General features: G+C 66.2%; 22 protein-coding genes. 5 read left to right on the top strand and 17 right to left on the bottom strand.

All coding sequences use genetic code 11. The features are described from left to right. Nucleotides 1-356: 356 nt before the first annotated feature. The 3 genes from LTV02_RS07835 to LTV02_RS07825 are packed head-to-tail and all read right to left on the bottom strand — an operon-like array spanning nt 357 to nt 5,686. Complete coding sequence (locus tag LTV02_RS07835; RefSeq protein ID WP_233039344.1) at nt 357-2,894, bottom strand: Hsp70 family protein; 2,538 nt, start codon at nt 2,892-2,894, stop codon at nt 357-359. Next, the gene (locus LTV02_RS07830; protein ID WP_233039343.1) at nt 2,891-3,316 is read right to left on the bottom strand and encodes a hypothetical protein; all 426 of its coding nucleotides are present in this window, start codon (nt 3,314-3,316) and stop codon (nt 2,891-2,893) included. Before LTV02_RS07830 ends, LTV02_RS07835 begins: the two co-directional genes overlap by 4 nt. A gap of 18 nt (nt 3,317-3,334) precedes the next feature. Continuing rightward, the gene (locus tag LTV02_RS07825) at nt 3,335-5,686 is read right to left on the bottom strand and encodes an ATP-binding protein (RefSeq protein ID WP_233039342.1); all 2,352 of its coding nucleotides are present in this window, start codon (nt 5,684-5,686) and stop codon (nt 3,335-3,337) included. A 108-nt stretch (nt 5,687-5,794) separates the two neighbouring features. Here LTV02_RS07825 and LTV02_RS07820 point away from each other — a divergent pair, with 108 nt between their 5' ends. Beyond that, entirely contained in the window at nt 5,795-7,060 is a 1,266-nt protein-coding gene (locus LTV02_RS07820) for a caspase, EACC1-associated type (RefSeq protein ID WP_233039341.1), read from the top strand. A 334-nt stretch (nt 7,061-7,394) separates the two neighbouring features. Here LTV02_RS07820 and LTV02_RS07815 read toward each other — a convergent pair whose 3' ends face one another. The 3 genes from LTV02_RS07815 to LTV02_RS07805 are packed head-to-tail and all read right to left on the bottom strand — an operon-like array spanning nt 7,395 to nt 10,689. Next, complete coding sequence (locus tag LTV02_RS07815; RefSeq protein ID WP_233039340.1) at nt 7,395-9,776, bottom strand: ATP-binding cassette domain-containing protein; 2,382 nt, start codon at nt 9,774-9,776, stop codon at nt 7,395-7,397. 17 nt (nt 9,777-9,793) lie between these two features. Continuing rightward, nucleotides 9,794-10,204 carry a VOC family protein gene (locus LTV02_RS07810; protein ID WP_233039339.1) on the bottom strand — a complete coding sequence of 137 codons (411 nt, stop codon included), beginning with the start codon at nt 10,202-10,204 and terminating at the stop codon, nt 9,794-9,796. Nucleotides 10,205-10,209: 5 nt separating this feature from the next. Then, nucleotides 10,210-10,689, bottom strand: coding sequence for a helix-turn-helix transcriptional regulator (locus LTV02_RS07805; RefSeq protein WP_408639344.1), 480 nt, complete (start codon nt 10,687-10,689; stop codon nt 10,210-10,212). A 227-nt stretch (nt 10,690-10,916) separates the two neighbouring features. Here LTV02_RS07805 and LTV02_RS07800 point away from each other — a divergent pair, with 227 nt between their 5' ends. Further along, a complete protein-coding gene (locus LTV02_RS07800) occupies nt 10,917-11,822 on the top strand; it encodes an aromatic prenyltransferase (protein WP_233039337.1) in 906 nt (301 codons plus the stop codon). Between the two features lie 8 nt (nt 11,823-11,830). On the opposite strand, the gene LTV02_RS07795 is transcribed toward LTV02_RS07800, so the two are convergent. Genes LTV02_RS07795 through LTV02_RS07775 form a run of 5 tightly spaced genes read right to left on the bottom strand, consistent with a single transcriptional unit; the run spans nt 11,831 to nt 16,365 of the window. Next, on the bottom strand, nt 11,831-12,832 hold the full coding sequence (locus LTV02_RS07795) for an ABC transporter substrate-binding protein (RefSeq protein WP_233039336.1): 1,002 nt from the start codon (nt 12,830-12,832) through the stop codon (nt 11,831-11,833). Between the two features lie 19 nt (nt 12,833-12,851). Continuing rightward, on the bottom strand, nt 12,852-13,193 hold the full coding sequence (locus LTV02_RS07790; protein ID WP_233039335.1) for a 4Fe-4S dicluster domain-containing protein: 342 nt from the start codon (nt 13,191-13,193) through the stop codon (nt 12,852-12,854). Then, nucleotides 13,193-14,785: an FAD-dependent oxidoreductase gene (locus LTV02_RS07785; RefSeq protein WP_233039334.1), complete on the bottom strand. Its 1,593-nt coding sequence runs from the start codon at nt 14,783-14,785 to the stop codon at nt 13,193-13,195. Before LTV02_RS07785 ends, LTV02_RS07790 begins: the two co-directional genes overlap by 1 nt. Then, on the bottom strand, nt 14,782-15,510 hold the full coding sequence (locus LTV02_RS07780) for an ABC transporter ATP-binding protein (RefSeq protein ID WP_067712894.1): 729 nt from the start codon (nt 15,508-15,510) through the stop codon (nt 14,782-14,784). Before LTV02_RS07780 ends, LTV02_RS07785 begins: the two co-directional genes overlap by 4 nt. Then, on the bottom strand, nt 15,511-16,365 hold the full coding sequence (locus LTV02_RS07775) for an ABC transporter permease (RefSeq protein ID WP_233039333.1): 855 nt from the start codon (nt 16,363-16,365) through the stop codon (nt 15,511-15,513). A gap of 186 nt (nt 16,366-16,551) precedes the next feature. Here LTV02_RS07775 and ku point away from each other — a divergent pair, with 186 nt between their 5' ends. Together ku and LTV02_RS07765 are read left to right on the top strand one after the other, a co-directional pair. Next, entirely contained in the window at nt 16,552-17,463 is a 912-nt protein-coding gene (gene ku, locus LTV02_RS07770) for a non-homologous end joining protein Ku (protein WP_233039332.1), read from the top strand. 48 nt (nt 17,464-17,511) lie between these two features. Next, nucleotides 17,512-18,090, top strand: coding sequence for a GNAT family N-acetyltransferase (locus LTV02_RS07765; protein WP_233039331.1), 579 nt, complete (start codon nt 17,512-17,514; stop codon nt 18,088-18,090). 21 nt (nt 18,091-18,111) lie between these two features. Here the strand turns inward: LTV02_RS07765 and LTV02_RS07760 are convergent, their stop codons facing one another. The 5 genes from LTV02_RS07760 to LTV02_RS07740 all read right to left on the bottom strand — a co-directional run bounded on the left by LTV02_RS07760 (nt 18,112) and on the right by LTV02_RS07740 (nt 21,639). Then, nucleotides 18,112-18,735, bottom strand: a complete 624-nt coding sequence (locus LTV02_RS07760) for a hypothetical protein (protein WP_233039330.1) — start codon at nt 18,733-18,735, stop codon at nt 18,112-18,114. A gap of 127 nt (nt 18,736-18,862) precedes the next feature. Beyond that, on the bottom strand, nt 18,863-19,315 hold the full coding sequence (locus LTV02_RS07755; protein WP_067712908.1) for a DUF4189 domain-containing protein: 453 nt from the start codon (nt 19,313-19,315) through the stop codon (nt 18,863-18,865). A gap of 149 nt (nt 19,316-19,464) precedes the next feature. Continuing rightward, a complete protein-coding gene (lexA, locus tag LTV02_RS07750; RefSeq protein ID WP_067712911.1) occupies nt 19,465-20,124 on the bottom strand; it encodes a transcriptional repressor LexA in 660 nt (219 codons plus the stop codon). 63 nt (nt 20,125-20,187) lie between these two features. Beyond that, nucleotides 20,188-20,622: a DUF7691 family protein gene (locus tag LTV02_RS07745; protein WP_233039329.1), complete on the bottom strand. Its 435-nt coding sequence runs from the start codon at nt 20,620-20,622 to the stop codon at nt 20,188-20,190. A gap of 42 nt (nt 20,623-20,664) precedes the next feature. After that, nucleotides 20,665-21,639, bottom strand: coding sequence for a nitronate monooxygenase (locus LTV02_RS07740; protein WP_233039328.1), 975 nt, complete (start codon nt 21,637-21,639; stop codon nt 20,665-20,667). A gap of 183 nt (nt 21,640-21,822) precedes the next feature. On the opposite strand from LTV02_RS07740, the gene LTV02_RS07735 reads away from it, so the two are divergent. Next, complete coding sequence (locus LTV02_RS07735; protein ID WP_233039327.1) at nt 21,823-22,623, top strand: SDR family NAD(P)-dependent oxidoreductase; 801 nt, start codon at nt 21,823-21,825, stop codon at nt 22,621-22,623. A gap of 304 nt (nt 22,624-22,927) precedes the next feature. Here LTV02_RS07735 and LTV02_RS07730 read toward each other — a convergent pair whose 3' ends face one another. After that, nucleotides 22,928-24,370: an MFS transporter gene (locus tag LTV02_RS07730; protein ID WP_233039326.1), complete on the bottom strand. Its 1,443-nt coding sequence runs from the start codon at nt 24,368-24,370 to the stop codon at nt 22,928-22,930. Nucleotides 24,371-24,515 lie beyond the last annotated feature (145 nt).

Raw genomic sequence — 24,515 nt, 5'->3', positions numbered from 1 at the left:
GCTCGCGAAGGATCAGTGCGGTGTCCCGACTTCTCCGGCGGCACGATCCGAGCAGATATTTGCGCGGTTCCGAATCCAGCACGAACCCGACGATTGTTCCTACGGGGTCAAACGGTGGAAGCGCTCGGCCATCGATGCCTCGATGGCCGAGCGCCGACGCTACCGGCGATCACCCGAACCTGCCGCCACCGTTCTAATTCGCCATTCCGCTCACCGCCTCACACTGCTGATACGTATCAGCCGTTGTTCGCGCGACTGACCGAAATCCTCGAATCATTGGCAGCTAGGCGTCGTGAAAGCGGCAGACACGGTGCAGATCGCCCTGTACAAAAGTGACATCAACGGACGGGCTTCGGCTACTGCTGCAAGTCCCAGACACCGGCCTCGCGTTCCCAGGCTCGCACACGCCGCTGCAACGGTGCCAATTTGTCGTACTCGTTGAGTAATTCGGTGCGCGCAGTCGATCGAGCGGGTTGCACCAGCACGATCGCTCCGCGTACCCGGGCCAGTTCGTCACGGAACGCATCCCGCTGATGTGGGAGAAGATCGCGGACCTGCTGTTCCATGCCCGCGTCTGCTTCAAGCTCGAGGAATCTATTGGTAATCTCCGTATCGACGTCGCCACATATTTCGAGCAGCACCCGTTTGATCGAGTCGGGCGGTCTCCGAACGGCGTCCCGGATGAATGGAATCAGCCAGATCTCATCCAAAGCGTCCTCCAAGCTCCGGTTCACCCGCCGCCAGCGGACCAGATCGACACTTGCCCTAGCGGCCTGGCCTTCCGACTCGAGGCTGGCCATGCGGATCAGGAATGCCTCGGCGGTGTCCTCGTCATGGCCGGACAGCTCCTCGATACGCCGTCGTAGCGATCGCAGATTGCCGTGAAACCGGTTGGGTGGCGGTTCGAGAATTCGCTCGATGCTCTCCGATTCGAGGAGACGACACACTATGGTCTCAGCTTCCAGCAGCAGATGATGCGCCTTCGCTGGATCCCGTTGTTGTTCCAGCAGTTGGGGAATCGCGTTCAGACGCTTGGTGACGTCCGATTCGGCTTTGGCCACGTCTTCTGTGCGTCCGTCCCGGCGCGCCTGTTTCCAATCGTCGGCGAGCTTAGCGGCATGCTGGCGCAAGTCGGCCCACCCGGGCACCTGTCGGGTGGGTATCTCAATGATTCCGGTAGCGGATCTGTCCAGGCCTGGCAGCTCGACATCGACGTGAATAGTCCAGTCCGCGGCGAATTCGAAGGCTATCTCCACGTCGGTGCCCGGTGGGAGATCATCGGGGAGGTCCCGGATCCGCACGAATCCGATCGGCACCCAGCCTTCGAATAGCCTAACTGTCAGGGTCGAACCAGTGGTCGCCGTCTGTAGTCGGTGCAGCGCGCGATACGGAATCGTGGTGCCTGCCTTCGCGATCGGCAGCAACCGGTGGTCGAGCCGTTCGATGGCAAAGTCATGCGCGAGCGCGTCGCCGACGCTGGCTGCTCCGGTGTCTTCACGCGAAACCGTGACGGTCTGATTGGCGACCTCCTGTTCTCCTCGCAGCACCTGAACGGTGCAGGTATCGGTGTCGTCCAAAGGAACGTCAAGGAACTGAAATGTTCCGTCGTCGCCGCTGATGGGCTCCCGCCAACCGCCGGGCCGCAGGGAAACGACAGTGTCGCCGAACTTGTGTGCGTCGCCCAGCACTCGCCCGCTGATATCGACGCTCGTACCCATCGGTATCGGACGGTCGAGTTCCAGTACCGTCCCACGCACGGGGAGACTGCCAGCCTTCAGCGCGGCGCCGATGGCGACCACCAGTTCGGGATGGTAATGGCTGGGTACTTTGCCGAAATGCTGTTCCAGCAGCGTGGATACGAGTGGAATACGTGAGGAACCGCCGACCAGCACCACCGCGTCGAGCTGGCTGGACTCGACCCGGCCCTTACGAAGCGCAGAGTCGCACCGTTGGATCGTATCCCGCAGGTAGGAACCGATTCGCTGCTCGAAGTCGCTGCGGCGGATAGTCAGATTGATGTTCATCGATTTGCCTGACCGATCTTCGAGGGTGTTGTCGACGATATCGGTTGCGGAATGTTTCGACAGCTCGTGCTTCGCGATCTCGGCAATCACCAGCAGCCTGGCTTGCCGCTCGTTGTCGCTCGGATCGCCCGGCTTCGAAGCAAAATCGTAAAAGGGCAGCATTTCGATCATCCAATCGACGATGGCCTGGTCGAAGTCGTACCCACCGAGATACCTGTCGCCGTCGAAGGATTTGCTGGTGAACCCTTCCTCGGGATGCCACAACACCACCGAGGTGTCGAAGGTTCCACCACCGAGGTCATAGACCAGCGATCGATGTGGGCGGTCGATATGTTGCTCGTCGAGAAGGCGGTGTGCCAGCGCGGCGGCGACCGGTTCTATGAGCGTCTCCGCTACCTCCAGTCCAGCGTGCGAACCCGCCTCTGCCGTACTGGTTTTGGCGCTGGCCTCGAAATAGGCCGGCACGGTGACGACAGCGCGATCGATCGTGACGCCGAGGGTCTCCTCGGCGGACTGTTTCAGGTGGCGCAGCAGCATCGCCGATGCCTGTACTGCGGTGAGTTCGGAATGGCCGGCACGAACCGTCTGGTCGGTGCCCATAATGCGTTTGAAGAACATGGCGGGTGGCGCGCCTGGCACCCGAGCCTTTCGCTTGGCATCCGCACCGACCAGAGTGGTGCCGTCGGGCCCGACCCAGACTGCCGATGGAGTAGTCAGTGCATGGTAGGAATCAGCGACTATCAGAGCCCCGCCGAGCGGCTTCAGCCGTCCCTGCTCGATCAGCACTTCCTTGTTCGGGATGTCGGCGTCTGCGGGGACGGCGACGCAACAATTGGTGGTGCCGAGATCAATTCCCACGATCACGCTCATGACAACTCCTCGTCGTTTTCGTCGAGCATCGGGAAGGAATCCATCGGAGGCAGTAACTTGGGCAAGACCCGATAGTCGACCAGTTCGGTGCCGTATTCCAGTGCGGTGGAGGAGAACTCGGAGAGTTCACGGAGGATCGACAACTCCTCCGGAGCGTCCACCGGTGGTTCGGGCCGGTGCGTCCGTAGTTCGTCCGATAGTCGCTCGGAGGCGGAATCGAGTCTCTGCGCCGCCGAATTGATTTCCGCGACGGTTAGAACCCGGCCGAACACGGGGAAACGCGCCGCGCTGCGGCGTATTCGGGTGCGACGGGCTTCGATACGTTTTCGGACTGTTGCCCGTTGGGTGTCCGGCGCCAGATCCAGTTCATGAAATGCTGTGCCGTAGTACGGATTTCGGTCGCTCCACGCCCAGGGATTCATTACTGCACTCCTGTCTTATCAGGCGGGGCGGGTGACTACCTCGCGCAGCCCCACAGCCGTCTTCCCGATGCCTTGACGCAAGGTCAAGGTCCTGTCGTACGGTGATGTCGCGGGCAGCCCCAGGGACAAGGCCCGCGAGAAATGTGCTTCAGCAGCGAGGAACCCGCCGAGGCATTCGGCCAGCCGCCCCGGGGTACCGTTTGCCTGCTCCGCAAGCAACTCGCCGGCCACTTGCCAGCACAGCCATCCGAGCCAGAATTCATGCTTCGCCAGCGCTGCCACACAGGCCCGGCGGTCATCGGTGTCCACCTCGGGTGGCGGCTCGTCGACGAGATCGAGACGGCGCACGGCGGAACGACTCTGGAGACCGACACCGTCGAGCACCGGGCGTGCCAGTGCAACCCAACCGGGACCGTTGGGGAGCGCTCGCAGATAGTCGTTGGATGTTTCCAGCAGCAGTTCGGCGAGCCGGAAGCTGGTTGGATCGACGCTCATCCACTGCTGGGCTTCGATGAGCGCACGGTCCCAGTTCTTGTCGTGCGCCAATTGTCCGACCTGCACCACCGCGACACCGATAAGGGAGTCGATCACTTGGCGCCGCGCCTCTGCGGGCAATGGGGCCTGAAGGATGATCTCACAGTGTGCGTGCGCCCGCTGCGGGTGTTTGCCGCGCAGTTGGTGAATCCTGGTCGCATGCGGCTCTAGTACCTGGGCCGGGAGTTCAGCTCGCGCTGCGGCAATTGCGTCATCGACGTCCCCAACAGCATCCGCTGCGAGGACCCGAGTCAGGTGAACTCGCAGCCCCTTCCAGAACTCTTCGTCGCCAAGCAGTCGGGACCAGCCTGCCAAGGCGTAACGCCAGTATTCGAAAGCCCGGTCGTCGCTATCGGATTCGAGCTGGTAGGCCCGCGCGTGCAGGGTGATGGCCAGATGGTGCAGGCTCCATCGTTCGCCTGAGCCGAAGCTGTTCTGGGAGTGCCACATCAGTTCTGCGGCGGCGGACCAAGGATGCCGCACACCAACGCTTTCCAGCGCGGCGTATGCGAGGATGTCCGGGGTTCGATCCAGGTGCTGCCGGTCACGGTGGGCGATCACCTCGGTGATCCGATCGCCGATACGGCGGAGCCTATCCGCGGACTCTCCGGATAGGCCATCGAGCAGCCGCTGCGCTTCCAGCAACCGGGCTCGCACCTGCTTTTCCTGCGACAGCACTGCCATCGCTCGGGCGAGCGACCGGTGTGCGGTGGCCACACGGAGTGCGGCGGCGGTACTACCTTCCAGCATGGCCGGTGCGCTGCGGGCCACCGCAACCAACACCACGCGCGGATCGACGATCGAGTAGGCAGGCCACCGATCTCCATAGCGGAAGAACAGCACTCGTGCTCCCGAGGTGATCAGCCGATCGTCCGACTCGAGTGCACCGAAAAGGATTCGGGCGCTGGCGTCGATGACACGGTCGCCGGTGGAGCGGGTGCTTTTACCGGTAATCCGACGGAGCTCCACACATGCACTGAAAGGATTGTCCGCACGCAGATGTCGCAAAGCAACAACGAAAGTGGCTGCGCGCCAGTAGTCGGCATTTTCGGAGGTGACCACCTCCAGATTCCGGGCCGGGAGGTCGCGGGTGACGCAGTCGGCGTACTGCAACAACCGCTGGTAATTGCCGGAACCGGCTGCCTCGGGGTCGAACTCGTCCCGGAGCAGCCTCAGATAGGACATGAGATCGGTCCACCGCGCCAGACGGTCTCGCGCCCCGGACGAACCGTACTGCCGGGCAAGCGAATAACGTCGCCGAGCGCCCACAGAATCGCCGCGCAAGAGGGCGTAATCGCCTAGCGCACAATACCATTCGGGCCGAGATGTCGGCCCGGATGCGAACAGCACTTGCCACACCGATGCACCGTTTTGCATGTACCAATCGAAGCGCTGGTCCACCTGAGCAGCCAGATGACGTCGGACCAGCTGCCCGAACGTCGGCGACACGACCGGGGGGCCGGCCCGGATCTGTTCGCGCATCCAGACCTGTAAAGTACTGTCGCGCAACAACTCGTCCGCGATGGACCATGCGGATTCGAATTCTTCGTGTTCCGGTGAGCGTAACCACGACCCCACTACATCCCGGATCACTTCGCGAGGCACCATCCGACGCCGACTCAACTTGCTGAGCAGGCGAAGTGCAGCTTCCGGTGAGTTCCGGGCGATGCTCCGGATACCTGCCAGCACCTGCTTCCGGTTGGTGTCGAGCGCACCATCATCGGCTTCGCGCAGGAACTCGTCCAGCTCATCGACAGAACCCGGCTGCGGTAGGTCGAGATTGTGTAATCGCCATCTCACCGGATCCCCCAGTCGCAGAATGACTGTGAACGCCACCCCCGATTGCAAGAATAGCGTTGCGCCACCACCAACAGGTGTCACTCGGGGGATTCGGTGGCGCGACGACGCCGGAACCATCCATGTGGTGCTGTTCCCGGAGGCAGGATGGATGAGGATGCCGGAGTTGAAGAGCCCGTTCACAATCCGAGCCGACGTGGGACAGCAGCGGTGACCTCCGCAGCGGGTAGAAGCGGCTGGCGCGCGGCTCTGATCGGCGTGAGCAGCTACACCCATCTCCCGGCTATCCCGGCCGCGAGCAACAACGTTGCGGCCATGGCTCGGCTCCTGACCTCCCCCACCGGTGGCGGATTGGCTGACCAGCACTGCACAGCCCTCGTGGATCCCGAACAGAGCACGCAAGTCGGTGCCGCGGTGGCCGCCGTCCGGAGCGCGGAAGACGTGCTGCTGGTGTACTACACCGGGCACGGCTTACTGGATCAGCGCGGCCAGCTGTATCTGGCGTTGCGCGGCAGCAATCCCAGCCAACCGGACTGGAGCTCGGTGTCGTTTGCGTTACTGCGCAACGAGCTGATCGCAAGCCGCGCCAAGTCACGCATTCTGATCCTCGATTGCTGTTTCTCCGGACGGGCGTTCGAGGCCATGAGCGACCAGGCCGCTCTCGTCAACGGCCAGATCGACATCCGCGGCACCTATACCATCGCGTCCTCTGCCGCCAACGAACCGTCGATAGCACCGAAAGGCGCCCCCCATACCGCTTTCACCGCAGCGCTCCTCGAAGCCGCCACCACCGCCGACCTCACGCTCGATGAGCTCTACACGCGAATCGACGAGATCCTGCAGCGTGGTGGCCATCCACGTCCACAGCGTCGCAGTGTCAATGCCGCCGGCGGCTTACGCCTGTTCACCGTGCCCGGCATCCGCCACAACCCCGATGGCTCTGTCGTCATCACGCCACCCGCGATCCCCGATAAGGACCACCGCCACGGCGAGGTGCTGTACATGCAAGGCCGACAATGCGCCGAGCGCGGACAGTTGTCCGAAGCCGAGCGCTTGTGGCGCCAGGCCGCATCGCGTGGACATGTCATTGCGATGTGCACCCTTGCCAACCTGCTCTCGCGGCGCGGACGTGCTACCGAATCACGCGCATGGTATCGAAAGGCCGCCGACCAGGGCGATATTCAGGCCATGTTGTGCCTGGCATGTGCATCGTACAAGGTCAACCAGTTCGACGAGGCCGAGCACTGGTGGCGCAAAGCCACGAAGGTGGGCAACTCCGACGCCATGCACAACCTCGCGATTCTGCTTCGCGCCCGCGGCCGGCGTTCCGAAGCCGAAAGATGGTGGCACAAAGCCGGTCACGAAGAACAGCAGCGAAACGATGAACGGCTACGCTGCCCGCCTCTGGGGTGACAGAGCGTACCGGGTACCAAATACCCGCTGGCGGGTTCAACGGCCGTCGCAAGCCTTCCCACCGAAGAGATGGCAACCGCCGTAATGCGCGGAATCACCTACTTGACACCGTTCCCCACGTTCACCGCCTTCGTGACGCGCTCGTCGGGCACTCGGCGGGCTGGTCCAACTCGGCTCGGGTCTCTTGCCGCATGTTCCTCGCCTGCCGACCGCTCGGATTCACCTTTCTGACGTGCTGGCTACTTGGCCGGGAGCTGCCACGGCGAATCCGATGGACCGCGAAGCCACACCGATCGATCGATGTGGCTTCGCGGGCAATGTCGTACGACGCAGATCACGCCCCTACGTAATCGGCGAGGTGCTCACCGGTCAGTGTGGAAGGCTTAGCCACCAGATCGGCGGGGGTGCCCTCGAAGACGATCTGGCCGCCGTCGTGGCCCGCGCCCGGGCCCAGGTCGATGATCCAGTCGGCGTGGGCCATGACGGCCTGGTGGTGTTCGACCACGATCACCGATTTGCCGCTGTCGACCAGGCGGTCCAGCAGGCCGAGCAGGTTCTCGACGTCGGCGAGGTGCAGGCCGGTGGTGGGCTCGTCGAGGATGTAGATGCCGCCCTTCTCGGACATGTGGGTGGCCAGTTTCAGGCGCTGGCGTTCGCCGCCGGAGAGGGTGGTCAGGGGCTGGCCGATGGTGATGTAGCCCAGGCCCACGTCGACCAGGCGGTCCAGGATCTTGTGCGCCGCAGGGAGTTTCGCCTCGCCCGCGCTGAAGAACTGTTCGGCTTCGGCGGCGGGCATGGCCAGTACTTCGCTGATGTCCTTGCCGCCGAAGTGGTAGTCGAGCACCGAAGCGTCGAAGCGTTTGCCCTCGCACACGTCACAGACGGTGGCGACGCCCGCCATTACCGCGAGGTCGGTGTAGATGACGCCCGCGCCCTTGCAGTTCGGGCAGGCGCCCTCCGAATTCGGGCTGAACAGAGCGGGTTTGACGCCGTTGGCTTTGGCGAAGGCTTTGCGGATGTGATCGAGCAGGCCGGTGTAGGTGGCCGGGTTGCTGCGCCGGGAACCCTTGATCGCGCCCTGATCGATCGACACCACGTCCTCGGAGGCGGGGATCGAACCGTGGACGAGGGAACTCTTGCCCGAACCCGCGACGCCGGTGATGGCCACCAGCACGCCCAGCGGGATGTCCACGTCGACCTTGCGCAGGTTGTTGGCCGTCGCGCCGCGAATTCCCAGCTTGCCATTGGGTTTGCGGACCTTGTCCTTCACCTTGGTACGGTCGTCGAAGTGCCGGCCGGTGATGGTGTCGCTCTCGCGCAGGCCGTCGACATCGCCCTCGAAACAGATGGTGCCGCCGCCGGAACCCGCGCCGGGACCCAGGTCCACGATGTGGTCGGCGATCGCGATGACCTCGGGCTTGTGCTCCACCACCAGCACCGTGTTGCCCTTGTCGCGCAGGCGCAGCAGCAGGTCGTTCATGCGCTGGATATCGTGCGGGTGCAGGCCCGCGGTGGGCTCGTCGAAGACGTAGGTGACGTCGGTGAGCGAGGAGCCCAGGTGCCGGATCATCTTGGTGCGCTGGGCTTCACCGCCGGACAGGGTGCCCGAGGAGCGTGCCAGGCTCAGATAGCCCAGGCCGATTTCCACGAAGGAATCGAGGGTCTGCTGGAGGTTCTCGAGCAGGGGCGCGACCGACGGTTCCTTCAGCGCCCGCACCCATTCGGCCAGATCGCTGATCTGCATGGCGCAGGCGTCGGCGATGCTGATCTTTTTGATCTTCGACGAGCGGGCCAGTTCGCTCAGCCGGGTGCCGTCGCATTCCGGGCAGGCGGTGAAGGTGATCGCCCGCTCCACGAAGGCCCGGATGTGCGGCTGCATGGCCTCGACGTCCTTGGACAGCATGGACTTCTGGATCTTTGGGATCAGGCCCTCGTAGGTGAGGTTGATGCCATCGACCTTGATCTTGGTGGGTTCCTTGTAGAGCAGATCGTTCAGCTCGCGCTTGGTGAACTTCTTGATCGGCTTGTCCGGGTCGAAAAAGCCGGCGCCGCTGAAGATCCGGCCGAACCAGCCGTCCACGCTGTAGCCGGGAATGGTCAGCGCGCCGTCGTTGAGCGACTTGTTCTCGTCGTAGAGCGCGGTCAGATCGAAGTCGTTGACCGCGCCGCGGCCCTCGCAGCGCGGGCACATGCCGCCGGTGATGGAGAAGCTGCGGCGCTCGCGCACCTGCTGCCCGTGCTTCTCCACCGTCACCGCGCCGGCGCCGCTGATCGAAGCCACATTGAACGAGAACGCCTGCGGGGAACCGATATACGGCTTGCCGAGGCGGCTGAACAGGATGCGCAGCATGGCATTAGCGTCGGTGGCGGTGCCGACCGTGGAGCGCGGGTCGGCGCCCATGCGCTGCTGATCGACCAGGATGGCGGTGGTCAGGCCGTCGAGCACGTCCACGTCCGGGCGTGACATCGACGGCATGAAGCCCTGCACGAAACTGCTGTAGGTCTCGTTGATCAGCCGCTGCGATTCGGCGGCGATGGTGCCGAACACCAGCGAACTCTTACCGGACCCCGAAACGCCGGTGAACACCGTCAACCGGCGCTTCGGGATCTCGACGCTGATGTCCTTGAGGTTGTTGACGCGCGCCCCGTGCACGCGGATCAGATCGTGGCTGTCGGCCTCGTGCAGATCGGAGTGCGTCTTCTTCCTCACGGCCATGCTGTCTGTCTCCTGAATCAGTTGACTTGCTGAATACGGACCATATTGCCCGCGGGGTCACGGAAGGCGCAGTCGCGCACGCCGTAGGGCTGGTCGATGGGTTCCTGCACCACTTCGGCGCCGCTGGCCTGCACCTTCTCGAAGGTGGAGTCCACGTCCTTGGTGCCGAGCACGATGCCGGCATAGGTGCCCTTGGCCATCATCTCGGTGATGACCTTGCGCTCGTCCTCGGTGATGCCCGGATCGATGGCCGGCGGATGCAGCACGATCGCGGTATCGGGCTGATCGGCCGGGCCGACGGTCAGCCAGCGCATGCCGTTGTAGCCGACGTCCTTGCGGAGCTCGAAGCCCAGGGCATCGCGATAGAAGGCCAGGGCCGCCTCGGGGTCGTCCTGCGGAAGGAAGCTCGATTGAATGTTGATGTCCATGGCATTCACGCTATGGGTCCGAGGGGGCCCGGTGCTTCTCGATTCCTGATCGGTCTGGTCACCAGCTTCTCCACCAGGGACGGCATGCCCTCCGGGGCGTCCTCCATCTCCTTCCTGTAGGCGCTGGGCGACATGCCGACGAGTTCGGTGAAGCGGGTGCTGAAGGTGCCGAGCGAGGAACAGCCCACCTGGAAACAGGCCTCGGTGACGCTCACATCGCCACGTCGCAGCAGGGCCATGGCGCGTTCGATGCGGCGGGTCATCAGATACGCATACGGCGATTCCCCGTAGGCGGCCTTGAACTGGCGGCTGAGATGCCCGGCCGACATGTGCACGTCGCGCGCCAGGGCCTCCACGTCGAGAGGCTGCGCGTATTCACGGTCCATACGGTCGCGCACGCGGCGCAATCGGGCGAGATCACGCAGATGCTGCTCCGGAGAGGGTCTGCTGGTCACGTGTGAAATCGTGCCACGCGATACCGACATCGGGGACACACCCCGGGGCGCGGGTCGCGGGGTCCATGGCACAGGCATCCGCGTCGCGGCGCTACCGCCGGGTCGATCCTGCTGCCGCCTGCGGCACTCGGCCCGTTGCCGCTGAACGAGCTGGTCCTGGCAATTCCGTTGATCGCGAAAGGATTCCGCTATCTTCCAGCAGCCGCCTCGGCCGCCGACTATCCTGAGCGGAACATCGCGTCCAGGTAGGGGCACTCATGAACAGTGCGGTCACCACCACGCTCGATCAGCTTCGCCGCGACCTCCGCACCTATGCGGAGCTGGCGGAGGCGGACTATCGTCCCGAAGTCGTCGATCCGGTCCTGGAATCGCTAGCCGACGCGTGGGCGAGTTCGATCGTGGGTGTCCGCACCACCACGCATCCGGTGCCGGAGCGGGAAGTCAATGCGCGCGTGCAGTTTCCGGGGGAACCATCGGAGCTGATCGACACCTTGCGGGCGGATGGGCTGCTGGACTTCGTGGGGCATCCGATCGAGTCGCTGCTGACCGCGACGATCGCGGCCGGGCCCTGCCGGGCGGGCGTCGATCTCGCGGTGGGCACGGGCTTGCAGAAGCTCTGGCTGATCTTCCCGCAGGTCCTCGGCGTCGATCAGGTGCTCGCGCTGCCCGGGCTGCCCGAGGCGGTTCCGGCCTACACCGGTCATCTGAAACGCTACGGCGGTGAAATCGGCATCATGGCATTCGATTTCGCCAACCGCACCATGAACCTCTACTCGCAGGTCCTGCCACCGGGCACCCTGAGCTCCGAGGACGTCGCGAAGATGCTCGCCGAGCTGGAACTGCATCCCGCGGCACCGGAAGAACTCGCCGCGCTCCCGAGCCCGTTCAACGTGTATCGCACCTTCTCCTGGACCTCGTCCGGGATGCGGCGCATCTGCTTCCCGATGCGCCATACGGCCGAGACCTTTCCGGCCGGGATAGATCCGTTGCTGGCGCGGTTCGTCGAGGACGCCCCGTTCGCCGACTCGAGTCCCGGCGCGGCCCGGCGGTTCACCTTCTACGCCGCTTACGGCCCGGCCGACCGCTATTTCAAGGTCCAGGCCGAATACTCCAACACCGCCCACGCGACATTCCCGGGAGGTGTCGCGCCGGCGGTGCGCTGAGTCGCCGATCAGCCCTGCTTGGGCCGGTCCGGACGGTAGAACCAGTCCTCGAGGGAGAAGTCCTCGCGGATCTTCTTCTGCTCCACCAGGAATTGCTTGGTGCCGGTCAGCAGCTTGATGCCCTGGGCCGAGAACAGGTCCTCGGGCAGGTAGTCGCGCTGGGCGGTGGCCCGGACCACCGCTTCGGGCGCCTTGGATTGGGAGACTTCGTAGTTCACGTAGTCGTCCCAGTGCTCCTTGGCGTACTTGTTGGCCTCGTTGAGGGCGGTTTGCCAGGTCCCGCCGAAATCGGAATGGCTGGCCAGGAACGCCTGGCTGCTCACCGAGGAACTCGTGCCCGCCAGCTCCGGGTGATTGTCCTTGACCGAGTCGATCTGGCGGAATCCCTTGGCCAGGAAGGCCCGGAAGGACGCGGACGGGTTGACGTCGGGCAACGCGACCGCGTCCACGTCACCGTTGGTGAGCGGGGCTTCGGCATCGGTGGCCAGCAGGTGGATCAGCTGGGCCTGAATGCCTTCGGCCTTCAGCGCGCCCTGGAGGTACCGGTCGATATAGGACCCGGACTGCACGCCGATCTTCTTGCCGGCCAAGTCCTTCAATGACTGGAACGCCGGGTTCTTGACGACCACGCCCGCGTTGTAGCCGACGGCGGCGATACCCAGCAGCCGCGTCTGCAAGCCGCTGCCGCGCGCCACCAGAGCGGGCGTATCGCCGTAGGTCGCCACGTCGAGCCGGCCGCCGACCAGCGCCTGGTTCAGGTCCGGCCCGTTCGGGAAGCTGTACACCTCGACGGTGTCGACGCCGAGCGGTTTCAACGCCGGCAACAGCACTCCGCGCTGGTGCGCGAACCCCAAGGGGCCAGTGAGGACATTGCCGGTGCCGATGACGCCGATGCGGAGGGTCTTGATCTCGGCGCGGGTGGCCGAATCGTCACCGCCGGAGCCGCAGCCGGTGACCAGCACCAGCACAGCGGCCAGGACGGCGGGGACGAGGAGTTTCAGGGAGCGCATGGAAAAGCTTTCGGGGAGTTCAGAGTTCGGAGAGCCGCGGCGGCGGTGCGCCGTGCGGCAGACGGGGACCGACGGCGACCAGGCTGCCCGGGCTGCGGCCCTTGCCCCAGCCGATCTCCTTGCGGTAGCGGCCGATGTGATCCTCGGGAATCAGCCCGGGATCGGGCAGCGGGGTCGCGTCGGGCGCCACGTAGAGGGCGTCGGTCGGGCAGTAGGCCTCGCACATGAAGCAGGTCTGGCAATCGGATTGGCGGGCGATGACCGGGATGCCGGATTCGGTGCGGTCGAAGACGTTGGTGGGGCAGACGTCCACGCATTTGTCGCAGCCGATGCAGTCGGCGGCGAGTACCAGTTCGATCATCAGACCACCGCCGCCGTGGTGTTGGCGGCTTCGGCCGTGCCGGTCCATACCGTGTCGAGCCCGCCCGAGAGGATGTGGTGATGCTGGGCCGGGTCGAGACCGGGGTGGTCGGCACGCTTGCTCATGCCGCGAGTTTCGGTGCGCGCCAAGGTGGATCGGTACATGAGCCGCCCGACGGCGGTGATGGCGGCGGCCTGGCGGGCCCGCACGCGTCCCTCCCCCGTGCCGCCGCCCAGGCCCTGCACGGCGCGGTCCCAGAGGTCGTCGAGCGCGGTCAATGCCGGTTCGATGCGGTCGCCGTGGCGCAGGTAGTTCTTCTCGAACGGGATCAGCTCGGCCTGGGCGGCCGCCACGACCTCGTCTGCGGTCACGGATTCGGTTGCCGCCGGGCGCAATCCGGCCCCGCCCGTACCGCGCAGGGCGGCGTGATCTGCGGGCCGCTCACGCAGCGCGAATTCGGCCGCGCCGCGTCCCGCCCAGCTGCCCGAGGACATGGCCCACGCCGAATTGTGGCTGCCGCCGCCGGTGAAGCCGCCGCAGATCCGCTCCCGGGTCGCCGCGTCGCCGGCCGCGTACAGGCCGGGAACCGTGGTGGCGCAATCGTCGTCGACGATATCGATGCCGCCGGTGCCGCGCACCGTGCCCTCGGCCAGCAGATCCACCTCGAACCGGTCGGTGAACGGGTTGATGCCGCGCCGATCGAACTGGAGGAAGAAGTTCGGCTGACCCAGGCGCATCTGCTCCTGCACCGTCGCATCCGCCCGGTCGAGCTGCGCGAACACCTTCTCCGACAACAGGGTTCGCGCGATCACCGAACGTCCCTTGGTCGAGCCCGCGCCCTCCAGCACCCGGCCGTCCTCGTGGAAGAAGGTGGCGTACCCGTAGTAGGCGGTCTTGGTGATGGTCGAGCCCTTGGGCACGATGGCGTAAGCGTTGGAGAACTCCATGCCGGAGAATCGCGCGCCCACCTCGGCGGCCATGAGCGCGCCGTCACCGGTGTCGACATTGGTGCCCAGCGCCCGGGACAGGAACGCGCAGCCACCGCTGGCCAGCACCACCGCACCCGCCGCCACGCGATAGTCGCGATCGGCTTGGCGCTGGTATCCGGCCGCGCCGCGGACCACGCCATCGGCATCGACCAGCAGTTCCAGCGCGGGGGAATGATCCAGGATCTGCACCCCGAGGCGCTTGATCCAGGCCCGCATGCGCCGCATGTACTCCGGCCCCTGCACCCCGGTGCGCAGCTGCTCGCCGGTCGCGGGATCGACAGGGAAGGGGTAGCGGCCTTCGACGGCGAGCCGGTTCATGTTCGAGTACGTCTGATCCAGTACCCGATCCATCCAATAGTGGTCGGCCAGGTGCCCGCCCAGCGCCTCGCGGCTGGCCTTGGCATTGGCGCGCGCCGTCGCCTCCGGTGCGACGTACCAGACGCCGGTGCCGGAAGGCGCGGTGGCGCCGGAGGTTCCGCAATAGCCCTTGTCCACCAGCACCACCTCCGCGCCGGTCTCGCGGGCATGCACGGCGGCCCAGCAGGCGGCCGGTCCGCCGCCGATCACCAGGACGTCGGTGCTGATCTGCCACGGTTCACTCATTGCTCGGCTCCTGTCGGTGCTTCGGGATCGACGCCGAGCGCGAGCAGCAGCCGGCGACGCAGGTCGGAGAAGGCGGGGTCGACCACCGAGCGCGGGCGCGGCACGGTGATGTCGAAGGATTCGGCGATGCGGCCGTCGCGCAGGACGAGGGCGCGATCGGCCAGCAGCAGCGCCTCTTCCACATCGTGGGTGACCAGCAGGACCGCCTGCCGGTGCTGGGACCACAGCCGGGCCACCAGGGCCTGGGCCTTGAGCCGGGTCAGGGCGTCCAGGGCGCCGAACGGCTCGTCCAGCAGCAGCAGTTCGGGATTGCGGACCAGGGCGCGCGCCAAGGCCACGCGTTGCGCCTCGCCGCCGGAGAGGGTGGCGGGCCAGACATCGGCCTTGGGCGCGAGCCCGACCTCGGTCAGGGCTTCCAGCGCACGGGGTTTACGCGCGCCGTCCACGCCCAGAATCACATTGCGCCACACCGTCATCCACGGGATCAGCCGATGCTCCTGGAAGACGATCGCCTTGGTTCGCGGGGCGTCGAACACGCCGGTGAAGCCGCGATCCAGGCCGCCGAGCCCGCGCAGCAGCGTGCTCTTGCCCGAACCGCTCGCGCCCAGCAGGGCCACGAACTCACCCGGTGCGATATCGAGATCGACGCCGTTCAGGACGGTGCGTCCGGCGAATACCCGGGTCGCGTTCCGAATGCGGACGGCGGCGGAGACTGCCGTGGTCATCTACTCTCCTTCGAATCCGGTGCGCCAGGCCAGGAATCGGCGTTCCAGCGCCCGCACGAACAGATCGGTCAACAGCCCCAGCAGTGCGTAGATCACCAGCACCAGGAAGATCTGGTCGGTGCGCAGGAACTCCTTGGCATCGTTCATCAGGAAGCCGAGCCCGACCGGCGTGGTCTGCATCTCCGCGACCACCAGCGTCAGCCAGCCCAGCCCGAGCGATTGCCGCAAACCGACCAGGATCTGCGGCAACGCGCCCGGCAGAATGATCCGCGTGGTCAGCTGCCACCGGTTCAGGCCCAGCGATTCCGCCGCCTCGACCAGACGCCGGTCCACGCCGCGAATCCCGGCCAGCACGTTCAGGTAGATCGGGAAGATCGGCGCGACGATGATCAACGCGATCTTGAACGGATCGCCGATCCCGAACCAGATGATGAACACCGGCACCAGCGCCAGCGTCGGCAGCATCCGCAACGCCTGCAACGGCCCGTTCACCAGATCTTCCGCCAGCCGGAACAACCCCGCCGCCGCCCCGAGCACCAGCCCGATCGCGATCCCGATGGCCAGCCCGACCCCCACCCGGCGCGAGGAGGCAGCCAGATGCCGCCACAGCTCCCCCGAGGCCACCAGCTCCCGCCCCGCCTCGAGCACCTCGGTGGGCGCCGGTGTGGTCGGCCCCAGCCAGCCCCGCGCCCCCAGCTGCCACAACACCAGGACCAGCACCAATCCGGACGATTTCCGGATCACCCCGCCCACGCGCCGCGCGACCGCGGCCACCTTCGGAGACACGCCACGTGTCGCGGAAACTTCCGGCACGGCCGGCAGCACGGACACCGGCGGGTCCAATTGCAGCGTCATGGCAGGATCCTTCCGGGAAGTCGGTGCCCGGAACGGTAAGGCGCACAACCTCTTCGGCAGAACGATTCGACTCAGCCCGATCCTGAACCGCCCGGATTTTCCACACCGTGGAAAGCCCCTTGCAATTCCCGCGTCAACGGCGATTCGGTCGACCGACCCGTATGGTCATCCGTAGAGTGGGGTGGTATGAGGTCCATCTGGAAGGGCTCCATCGCGTTCGGGCTGGTCAACGTCCCCGTGAAGGTGTACACCGCCACGGAGGACCACGACATCAAGTTCCACCAGGTGCATGCCGCCGACGGGGGGCGGATCCGGTATGAGCGGCTGTGCACCATCGATGGGCAGCCGGTGCAGTACGCCGATATCGACAAGGCGTACGAGTCGCCGGAGGGCGATCGAGTGATTCTCACGGACGAGGATTTCGCGAAACTGCCGGCGGCGGAGAAACACGAGATTCCGGTGCTGCAATTCGTGCCGTCGGAACAGATCGATCCGATTCTCTACGACAAGAGTTATTACCTGGAACCGGATTCCACTACACCGAAAGCGTATGTGCTGCTGGCCAAGACGCTCGAAGAGGTGGATCGGGTCGCGCTGGTGCATTTCACGTTGCGGCAGAAGACGCGGCTGGGGGCGCTGCGGGTGCGCGACGGGGTGCTGGTGTTGCAGACACTGCTGTGGCCCGATGAGGTGCGGGCGGTGGCGTTCGACAAGCTCGACGGGGTGGGGGCGCCCAAGGCGCAGGAATTGAAGATGGCCGAGACGCTGGTGGACACGCTGTCGGACGACTTCGATCCGAGCCTGTACGTGGACGAGTACCAGATCGAGCTGAAGAAGATGCTGGACGAGGCGATTGCCAGCGGGAGCAGCAAGGTCACCCGGGCCCCGGAGGCCGCCGCGCCGGAGATGGACGCCGAGGTGGTGGACCTGGTCGCGGCGTTGCAGCGCAGTCTGGAAGCGTCCGGGCGCAAGACCAAGAGTTCCGAACCAGCGAAACCGGCGAAGGCCGCCAAGGCCGCCAAGGCCGCGGCGAAGGCTCCGGCCAAGAAGGCCGCCAAGAAGACGGCGACCAAATCGGCGACCCGCAAGGGCGCCTGAGCTGCACGATTCGCCGCGAAACAGCATTCACCTGGCAAACTGTTCCGCATGGAATCCGACATAGCCATCGAACCGGACATCGCTATCGTCCCGATGGGTCTCGGCCATCTGCGTCAGGTCATCGACCTCGGTTACCAGGTGTTCGACACCTCCGCCAAGCCCTACACCTCGTGGTCGCTGACCTCGGTGGCCGAGCACCTCGACAGTGCCGGCAAGTCCTGCTGGGTGGCGGTGGATTCGGATCGGGTGGTCGGATTCGTGCTCGCCTCCATGGAATTCGAACTGCGCGACGACTGGGCATATCTGGAATGGATCGCGGTCGATCCGGAAATGCAGGGGCGCGGGATCGCCGGACGGCTCATGACGGTCTGCTGCGACACGCTCTTCCGGCACGGGGCGCGGCGCATCGTCACCGATGTGGAACTGCACAACACCGCCTCGGCGGGCATGATGCGCAAGAACGGGTTCACCGAGGGCACCACGGTCACGCTGTTCGTGCGCCCGAACCCGAACGAATCGACCGAAGCGGGCGCCGATCAGATCGCGCTCGGGCCCGGCACCAAACGCGACCTGATCCGGCGCGGCCGGATCACCGGCGACGGCCGGCACGGGCGGCCCAAGCCCTGATTCGGCGCGGTGCGCCCCCGGTCAGCTCGCGGCGGCGGCGCGCCGGCGTCCCTCGCGGAAGAAGTCCAGCAGACTCTCCACCGTGCCGGTCTCGGCGCGGGTGCGCACCGCGCCGAAGGACGCGTTCCAGAAATCACCCTGCCGCGGCTGCCACGGGCCCACATAGGCGTATGGCTGCGGAATCTGCGAATCCCCCGGCGACACACCGTAATTCACTTCGTCCACGGCCACCGATAGGTCGAAGTGCTCGGGCCAGAGCACCGGCTGCTCGAGCGCGAAGCGGCGCAGCGCGGTATCGCCCACCGCGAACCAGTCGTGCACGATGGCCGCCGCGTCGGCGTCGACGGTGAACGGCTCGTCCGGATCCATATGGGTGCCGTCGCGATAGAGTCCCTCCGGCGGGGCCTCGGCATCGAAGCCGGCGTGCATGGCCAGTTCCCGATAGGTGCCGTGCAGCGCGATGCGGCCCTGCGGCCACACCAGGTCCGCCCCGGTTATCGACACCGGCCATTTCACCCCCGCGAAACCGCCCAGCACGATCCGCATGCGGATACTGCCGAACCGTTTGTACTGCGGCCCCGCGATGAGCAGCTCCGCCGCCGCGTGCAATCCGAACCGAGTGCCTTCATAGGTGAGCTCGTCCACCCTTGCATCATCGCGGGCACGGCGGGTTCGTTGCGGGCGAATCGGGCCCGGCAAACACGACAGTTTCGAAACGAATGCGCCGCACCGGAATCCGGTGCGGCGCATCAGTCAGGCCGAAACAACCCGCTCAGCGGGCGTTGTCCGTGCAAACAGACACGATGACCTTGGTATTGCGTCCCGAAGCCGAGCCCACGTCCGGGAAGGACTTGTTGCCCAGCACATCGGTGGCGGCCTTCTCGGCCTCCACCTTGGTCGGCGCCCAGGCATAGCCGAAGGCACCGTTCGAATCCGCCGTAACGGCCCCGCAGGCATTGGTGAACCGCACGACCACTTCGCAGTCACCGCCACCGCACTGCCGCAGCGCGTCGGCATCGGCGTCGCCGCTCTTGGTGTAGTTCACCGCGTACGCGACGTTCCTGGTGCTGCGAGACAGCGCCAGCGATCCGTTCAGATCGCCGGAGGCTGCCGTGAAGACCGGACCGTCGGCCTCCGCGGCCTTGGCGGGCCCGGCTGCCACGGTGCCGATCGCGGCCATCGATGTAACGGCGAGGCCCATCCCGGCCTTGCGCAACAACGACATTCGTACTCCCGATGATGGATGATGATGACGGGTCGAATCATGATCGACCTCACACGCAATGTCCAGTCCAGAACCGCTCGGACTCTCGGGGGCAAGCCCCCGAACCCCGGGGCCGGAACGGACGACCTCGATTCGGACTCCCGTCCGGCTCAGACGCGGCGCATGACCGAGACTACCTTGCCCAGCACCACCGCTTCGTCACCGTCGATGACCTCGTAGGCCGGATTGCGAGGTTCGAGGTAGATGTGACCGTTGCGACGGCGATAGACCTTCACGGTGGCCTCGCCGTCCAGCATGGCGGCCACGATCTCACCGGAGTGCGCTTCGCTCTCCTTGCGCACCACCACGATGTCCCCGTCGCAGATGGCCGCGTCGATCATGGAATCACCGCGCACCCGCAGCCCGAAGACGGTGCCGCGACCGACCAGCTCGCGCGGCAGCGACAACACGTCGTCGGTGTGCTCCTCGGCGAGAATCGGTACGCCGGCGGCGATATCGCCCACCACCGGAACCGGCACCGAGTCCCCCGTCTGTGGCGCCGCGACCGGCTTGAGGAACAGCCGCACATCCATCGGCCGCGTCACCGATTCGCTGCGCCGCAGCAAGCCCTGATCCTCCAGCGCCTTCAGATGCTTGGAAACCGACGAACCGGACCGCAACCCCACCGCGTCGCCGATCTCGCGCGTACTGGGCGAATACCCGTGCCGCTGCACCCAATCGCGAATGGTGCACAGGATCTGCTGCTGCCGCGGCGGCAGGGTCGAGGTGTCGAAATGCTCGAACCCGTCGAAGTCGTCGTAACCGGTCACCCGCGCATCTTACGGTGCCGGGCCCGCGATTCCGGGGACGACCTGCGCGGCAGCGCCGCGGATTCAGTGATAGAAACTCACCCAGCCGGTCCCCCGCGCCCGGCAGTCCTCGAACCACTCGCGTAGCTGAGTGATCGATTCCCGCACGCCGGCGTCCACGCCGCCGAGATCCAATGCGGCCAGGGCGTCGGCATATTCACCGACCCGATCATTTCCGACATAACCGATGACCGGGAAGTCCTCGACCGGAACAGAGACCGGCGCACCGCTGAACACCAGGTGCGACACCTTGAACCCCGCGCCCAGCTCACTCAACGCGGCATCGACCACATCGAAGTACGCGGACCGCATACCCCACCAGCCCTCGTTGGCCAGCATGGCGCCCTCGGCTGCGCAGAAATCCTTGAACGCGTACCCATCCGGGAAGCTCGTCCCCGCGTCCACCGCCGCGCGAATGCGGTCCACGTCCACGGCGTAGGGCATGACTGCGTATGACATCGGTTCCCCTCCAGCTCGATTCGCGGATACCCTACCGCGCCCCTACGACAGCTCGTCCGCGCCGCTCGCCCGGCGCAGCGCCGCTTCCGCCTCAGCGGCAAGGGTTTCCACCAGTTCACGGGCCGGGACGACCGCGTCGATATTGTCGATGGCCTCCCCCGCCCAGATCGGCTCGGGCGGGTACTCACCCCGGCGCACCGCATCCGAATAGTCCCGTTTGGCCGAATCATCCTGTGCGAGTTCGGTCTCGCGATCACGCCAGCGATCCAGCGCCGGGTGATGCAGGGTGCGAGCGGTCCAGCGCCGCGGCCACTGCGCGCCCCGAATGATGTCGAGCACGCTGCTGCGCTCGGTGTCCGCGCCCGTCGCAGCGGCAACGGCGGCATGGACGGCGGCGTTCACCGTGGCTTCCGGGGTGGCCTGGAACCGCGTGCCCAGCATGGCGCCCGCCGCGCCCAGCGCCAGCACCGCGGCCAGCCCCCGGCCGTCCGCGATTCCGCCGGCGGCCAGCACCGGCACCGCGCCGGCCCGATCCAGCACGGCGGGCACGAAGGTGAGCGTCGAACGGCCCTGCCGAGCGCCGTGCCCGCCGCTCTCGGAGCCCTGTACCACCAGCACATCCGCCCCCACCGCGAGCGCGTCCTCGACCTCGGCCATATCGGTGACCTGCAGCAGCAATACGGCCCCCGAAGCCCGCACCGCGGGCAGGAAGGGACGCGGGTCCCCGAACCCCAGCATGAGCGCGGCCGGCTCGAACTCCAATGCCCGCTCGACCGCGGACACCTCCGCACCCCAGCTCAAAAAACCTACGCCCCAAGGCTTCTCGGTACGCGCGGCGACAATCGCCAATTCATCCGCCACCCACGCGGCATCGGCGCGACTCGCCCCGACCAGCCCCAATCCCCCGCCGTTCGACACCGCCGCCGCCAACTCCCCGCCCGCTGCCCCGCCCATGGGAGCGGAGACGATCGGATGCCGAATGCCGACCAGTTCGGTGAAGACGGTGCGCAGCCCCATACCCACCAACGTAACCCGCGAGCAGCACTGTGGAGGCGCGCCGCGCGCCGGTCGGCGAGCGATGGCTTCTACCACTACCGCGGGTACCGAACATCCCGCCAGCTCCTGCGAAATACCGCACCCTCGACCCAGGCAATCATTCGCGGCCATATGGAAGCGGCCAGTTTGTCTAGCATCGGATATATGACGCAGTCCTACGTAGTAACCGGCGGCGGACGCGGAATCGGACGCGCGATCGTGGAACGACTGCTGGGGCGCGGGCACGCGGTCGTGATCGTCGACCGCGACACCGAAAACCTCTCCTGGACTACGGATCTGGCCTCAGCAGTGACGGGAGACGCCGGCAATGAAGAGATCACCGAACAAGCAGCCGAACGCGCACAACAGATCGGCACCCTCACCGGCTGGGTCAACAACGCCGCCGTCTTCCGAGACGCGTCGCTGCACGACTCGGGTCCGGACCGAGTCCTGGAGCTCATCGATGCCAACCTGCGCCCGGCGGTAGTCGGATGCGGCACCGCAGTGCGGCGCTTCCTGGCCGCCCGCACCCCGGGCGAGATCGTCAATATCAGCTCGCATCAGGCCCGACGAGCCGTCCCCGGCGCGCTGCCCTACAGCACCGCCAAGGCCGCACTCGAAGGTCTCACCAGAGCACTCGCCGTGGAATACGGCCGATACGGGATCCGGGTGAACGCGGTGGCACCGGGCTCGGTCGCAACCGAGCGCTACACCGACTACCTTGCCGCACTGACACCGGAATCCGCAGCGGCCGTCGAACGCGAAATGGCTGAGCTCCATCCCCTGGGCCGCATCGCAACGACCGACGAAGTCGCCGCCACCACCGAATTCCTGCTGACCCCGGACGGCGGATTCATCAACGGTGCAACCATTCCGGTCGACGGCGGTCGTTCGATCCTGGCCTTGGACCCCGAAGCCCGTCGAGTAAGTCCTGCGGCCGTCATCCCAGCGATTCAGTACCCGTGAGGCGGCCGCGGCGGTTGCGGAAGCGAAGGCGCCGCCTGGATGGCATTACGTGTCTGCCGCGCGTACTTCGCGGATCGCTCGTCTGCAGTACGCCAGGACACCAGTCCCATGGTGGACAGACTCATGGTCTTTCGGAAGAGCCCCACACGTTCCCTTTCGCCTCCGCCGCAGATCACGAATCGCTGCGAACTCGAGAACTCACCCCGCCGAGACGATGAGATGGCGGATGCCGACGAGATCGGTGAACGCGGTGCGCAATGCCATGCGCACCAACGTATCCACCCACCCGAGACTGGACGGTTGCCTACAGCGGCCCGGCCGTCGAGTCGCCGCGCGAATCGGCGGTGCGCAGCCCGATGACCGCGGCGGCCAGCACCAGGAAGCCACCGACCAGCAGGGCGAGCCGGAAGCCGGAGGTCATCGCGTCCGCGGGAGCGTGTCCGGCGGTCAGCTCGTTCGTGGTGCGGGAGGTCGCGATGGCGGTGAGCACCGCGATGCCCAGTGCCCCGCCGATCTGCTGGGCCGTATTCAGCAGGGCCGCCGCCAATCCCGCCTGTTCGGCCGGCACCCCGGCATTGGCGGCGGTATTGGCGGCCACGAAGACCGCGCCCGCGCCGACCGCCATGACGAGCATGCCGGGCAGCACGTCGGCCGCATAGGTGCCGTCGGTGGGGATGCGCGACAGCCAGAACAGGCCGAGGCCGGTGACGAGGGCGCCGGCCACGATGAACGGACGAGTTCCGATGCGCGGGAACAGCTTCGTGACGAGACCGGCGACGACGGCGAGCGCCAGGCTGAAGGGCAGGTAGGCCAGACCGGCCTGGAGTTCGCTGTAATCGAGGACGGACTGCAGGTACAGGGTGAGGAAGAAGAACATGGCCAGCATGCCGGCGGCGATGCTCGCGTAGGACAGATTCGCGGCGGCCAGCCCCTTGATGCGGAAGATCGACAGCGGGACCAGCGGTGCGGCGGCGCGAGATTCGTTGATCACGAAACCGATCAGCAGGGCGACCGCCACCGCGAGCATGATGAGCGTCCGTACATCGGCCCAGCCGTGCTCGGGTGCTTTCACCAGGCCGTAGACGAGCAGCATCACACCACCGGTGGCGAGCGCGGTGCCGAGAACGTCGAAGCCGCCCCGGATTTCATTGCGGCGATCGTCGGCGATCAGCAGCGGGATCGCGGCCAGCACCAGCACGCACACGGGGGTGTTGACGTAGAACACCCAGCGCCAGCCCGGTCCCTGGGTGAGCAGCCCGCCGAGCAGCACGCCGGAGGCGGAGGCCAGTCCGGCCGCGCCGCCCCACACGCCCAGCGCGGTATTGCGATCCGAGCCCTCCCGGAAACTGGTCGTCAGAATCGACAGCGCGGCGGGCAGCATGAGCGCCGCGCCGATCCCCTGGGCCAGCCGCGCACCGATCAGCAGACCGCCGGACTGGGCCAGCCCGCCCATCGCCGACGCGAGCGCGATGAGCACGGTGCCGGAAACCAGAACGCGGCGGCGGCCGAGCAGATCGGCCAAGCGGCCGCCGAGCAGCAGCAAGCCGCCGTAGGTGAGCATGTAGCCGCTGGTGATCCATTGCAGCGTCGAGACGGGCATGCCCAGGTCACGCTGGATGGCCGGTAAGGCGACATTGACGATCGAGCCGTCGACGAAATCCAGGAAGGCGATGGTGCACAACAGCGCCAGCGTCGATTTGCCGCGGCGCGTGGCGAGGAATGAGGATGATGCGGTTTCTCGGAGCACGGGCGATGTCCTTCACTCGGTGACAGGAGGGGTTCATCCCTTCGCCAACCGAGAGCGCATCCGGCCGCGCGGTGTGACATCGAGCGATCCAGATCACATCCGGGACGGCGATGTCACGTTTCGCCGCCCGGTTCGCTCTCAGGAG

The sequence above is a fragment of the Nocardia yamanashiensis genome (assembly GCF_021183565.1).
GTDB classification, from domain to species: Bacteria; Actinomycetota; Actinomycetes; order Mycobacteriales; family Mycobacteriaceae; genus Nocardia; species Nocardia yamanashiensis.
Note: the sequence above shows the minus strand (reverse complement) of the source record. Positions and strands in the feature narration are given on the sequence as shown.

Coding starts and splice junctions, on each gene's coding strand:
- LTV02_RS07835 (WP_233039344.1), bottom strand. CDS start 2,894: ATGAGCGTGATCGTGGGAATTGATCTCGGCACCACCAATTGTTGCGTC.
- LTV02_RS07830 (WP_233039343.1), bottom strand. CDS start 3,316: ATGAATCCCTGGGCGTGGAGCGACCGAAATCCGTACTACGGCACAGCA.
- LTV02_RS07820 (WP_233039341.1), top strand. CDS start 5,795: ATGGATGAGGATGCCGGAGTTGAAGAGCCCGTTCACAATCCGAGCCGA.
- LTV02_RS07815 (WP_233039340.1), bottom strand. CDS start 9,776: ATGGCCGTGAGGAAGAAGACGCACTCCGATCTGCACGAGGCCGACAGC.
- LTV02_RS07810 (WP_233039339.1), bottom strand. CDS start 10,204: ATGGACATCAACATTCAATCGAGCTTCCTTCCGCAGGACGACCCCGAG.
- LTV02_RS07805 (WP_408639344.1), bottom strand. CDS start 10,689: ATGTCGGTATCGCGTGGCACGATTTCACACGTGACCAGCAGACCCTCT.
- LTV02_RS07800 (WP_233039337.1), top strand. CDS start 10,917: ATGAACAGTGCGGTCACCACCACGCTCGATCAGCTTCGCCGCGACCTC.
- LTV02_RS07795 (WP_233039336.1), bottom strand. CDS start 12,832: ATGCGCTCCCTGAAACTCCTCGTCCCCGCCGTCCTGGCCGCTGTGCTG.
- LTV02_RS07790 (WP_233039335.1), bottom strand. CDS start 13,193: ATGATCGAACTGGTACTCGCCGCCGACTGCATCGGCTGCGACAAATGC.
- LTV02_RS07785 (WP_233039334.1), bottom strand. CDS start 14,785: ATGAGTGAACCGTGGCAGATCAGCACCGACGTCCTGGTGATCGGCGGC.
- LTV02_RS07780 (WP_067712894.1), bottom strand. CDS start 15,510: ATGACCACGGCAGTCTCCGCCGCCGTCCGCATTCGGAACGCGACCCGG.
- LTV02_RS07775 (WP_233039333.1), bottom strand. CDS start 16,365: ATGACGCTGCAATTGGACCCGCCGGTGTCCGTGCTGCCGGCCGTGCCG.
- ku (WP_233039332.1), top strand. CDS start 16,552: ATGAGGTCCATCTGGAAGGGCTCCATCGCGTTCGGGCTGGTCAACGTC.
- LTV02_RS07765 (WP_233039331.1), top strand. CDS start 17,512: ATGGAATCCGACATAGCCATCGAACCGGACATCGCTATCGTCCCGATG.
- LTV02_RS07755 (WP_067712908.1), bottom strand. CDS start 19,315: ATGTCGTTGTTGCGCAAGGCCGGGATGGGCCTCGCCGTTACATCGATG.
- LTV02_RS07745 (WP_233039329.1), bottom strand. CDS start 20,622: ATGTCATACGCAGTCATGCCCTACGCCGTGGACGTGGACCGCATTCGC.
- LTV02_RS07740 (WP_233039328.1), bottom strand. CDS start 21,639: ATGGGGCTGCGCACCGTCTTCACCGAACTGGTCGGCATTCGGCATCCG.
- LTV02_RS07735 (WP_233039327.1), top strand. CDS start 21,823: ATGACGCAGTCCTACGTAGTAACCGGCGGCGGACGCGGAATCGGACGC.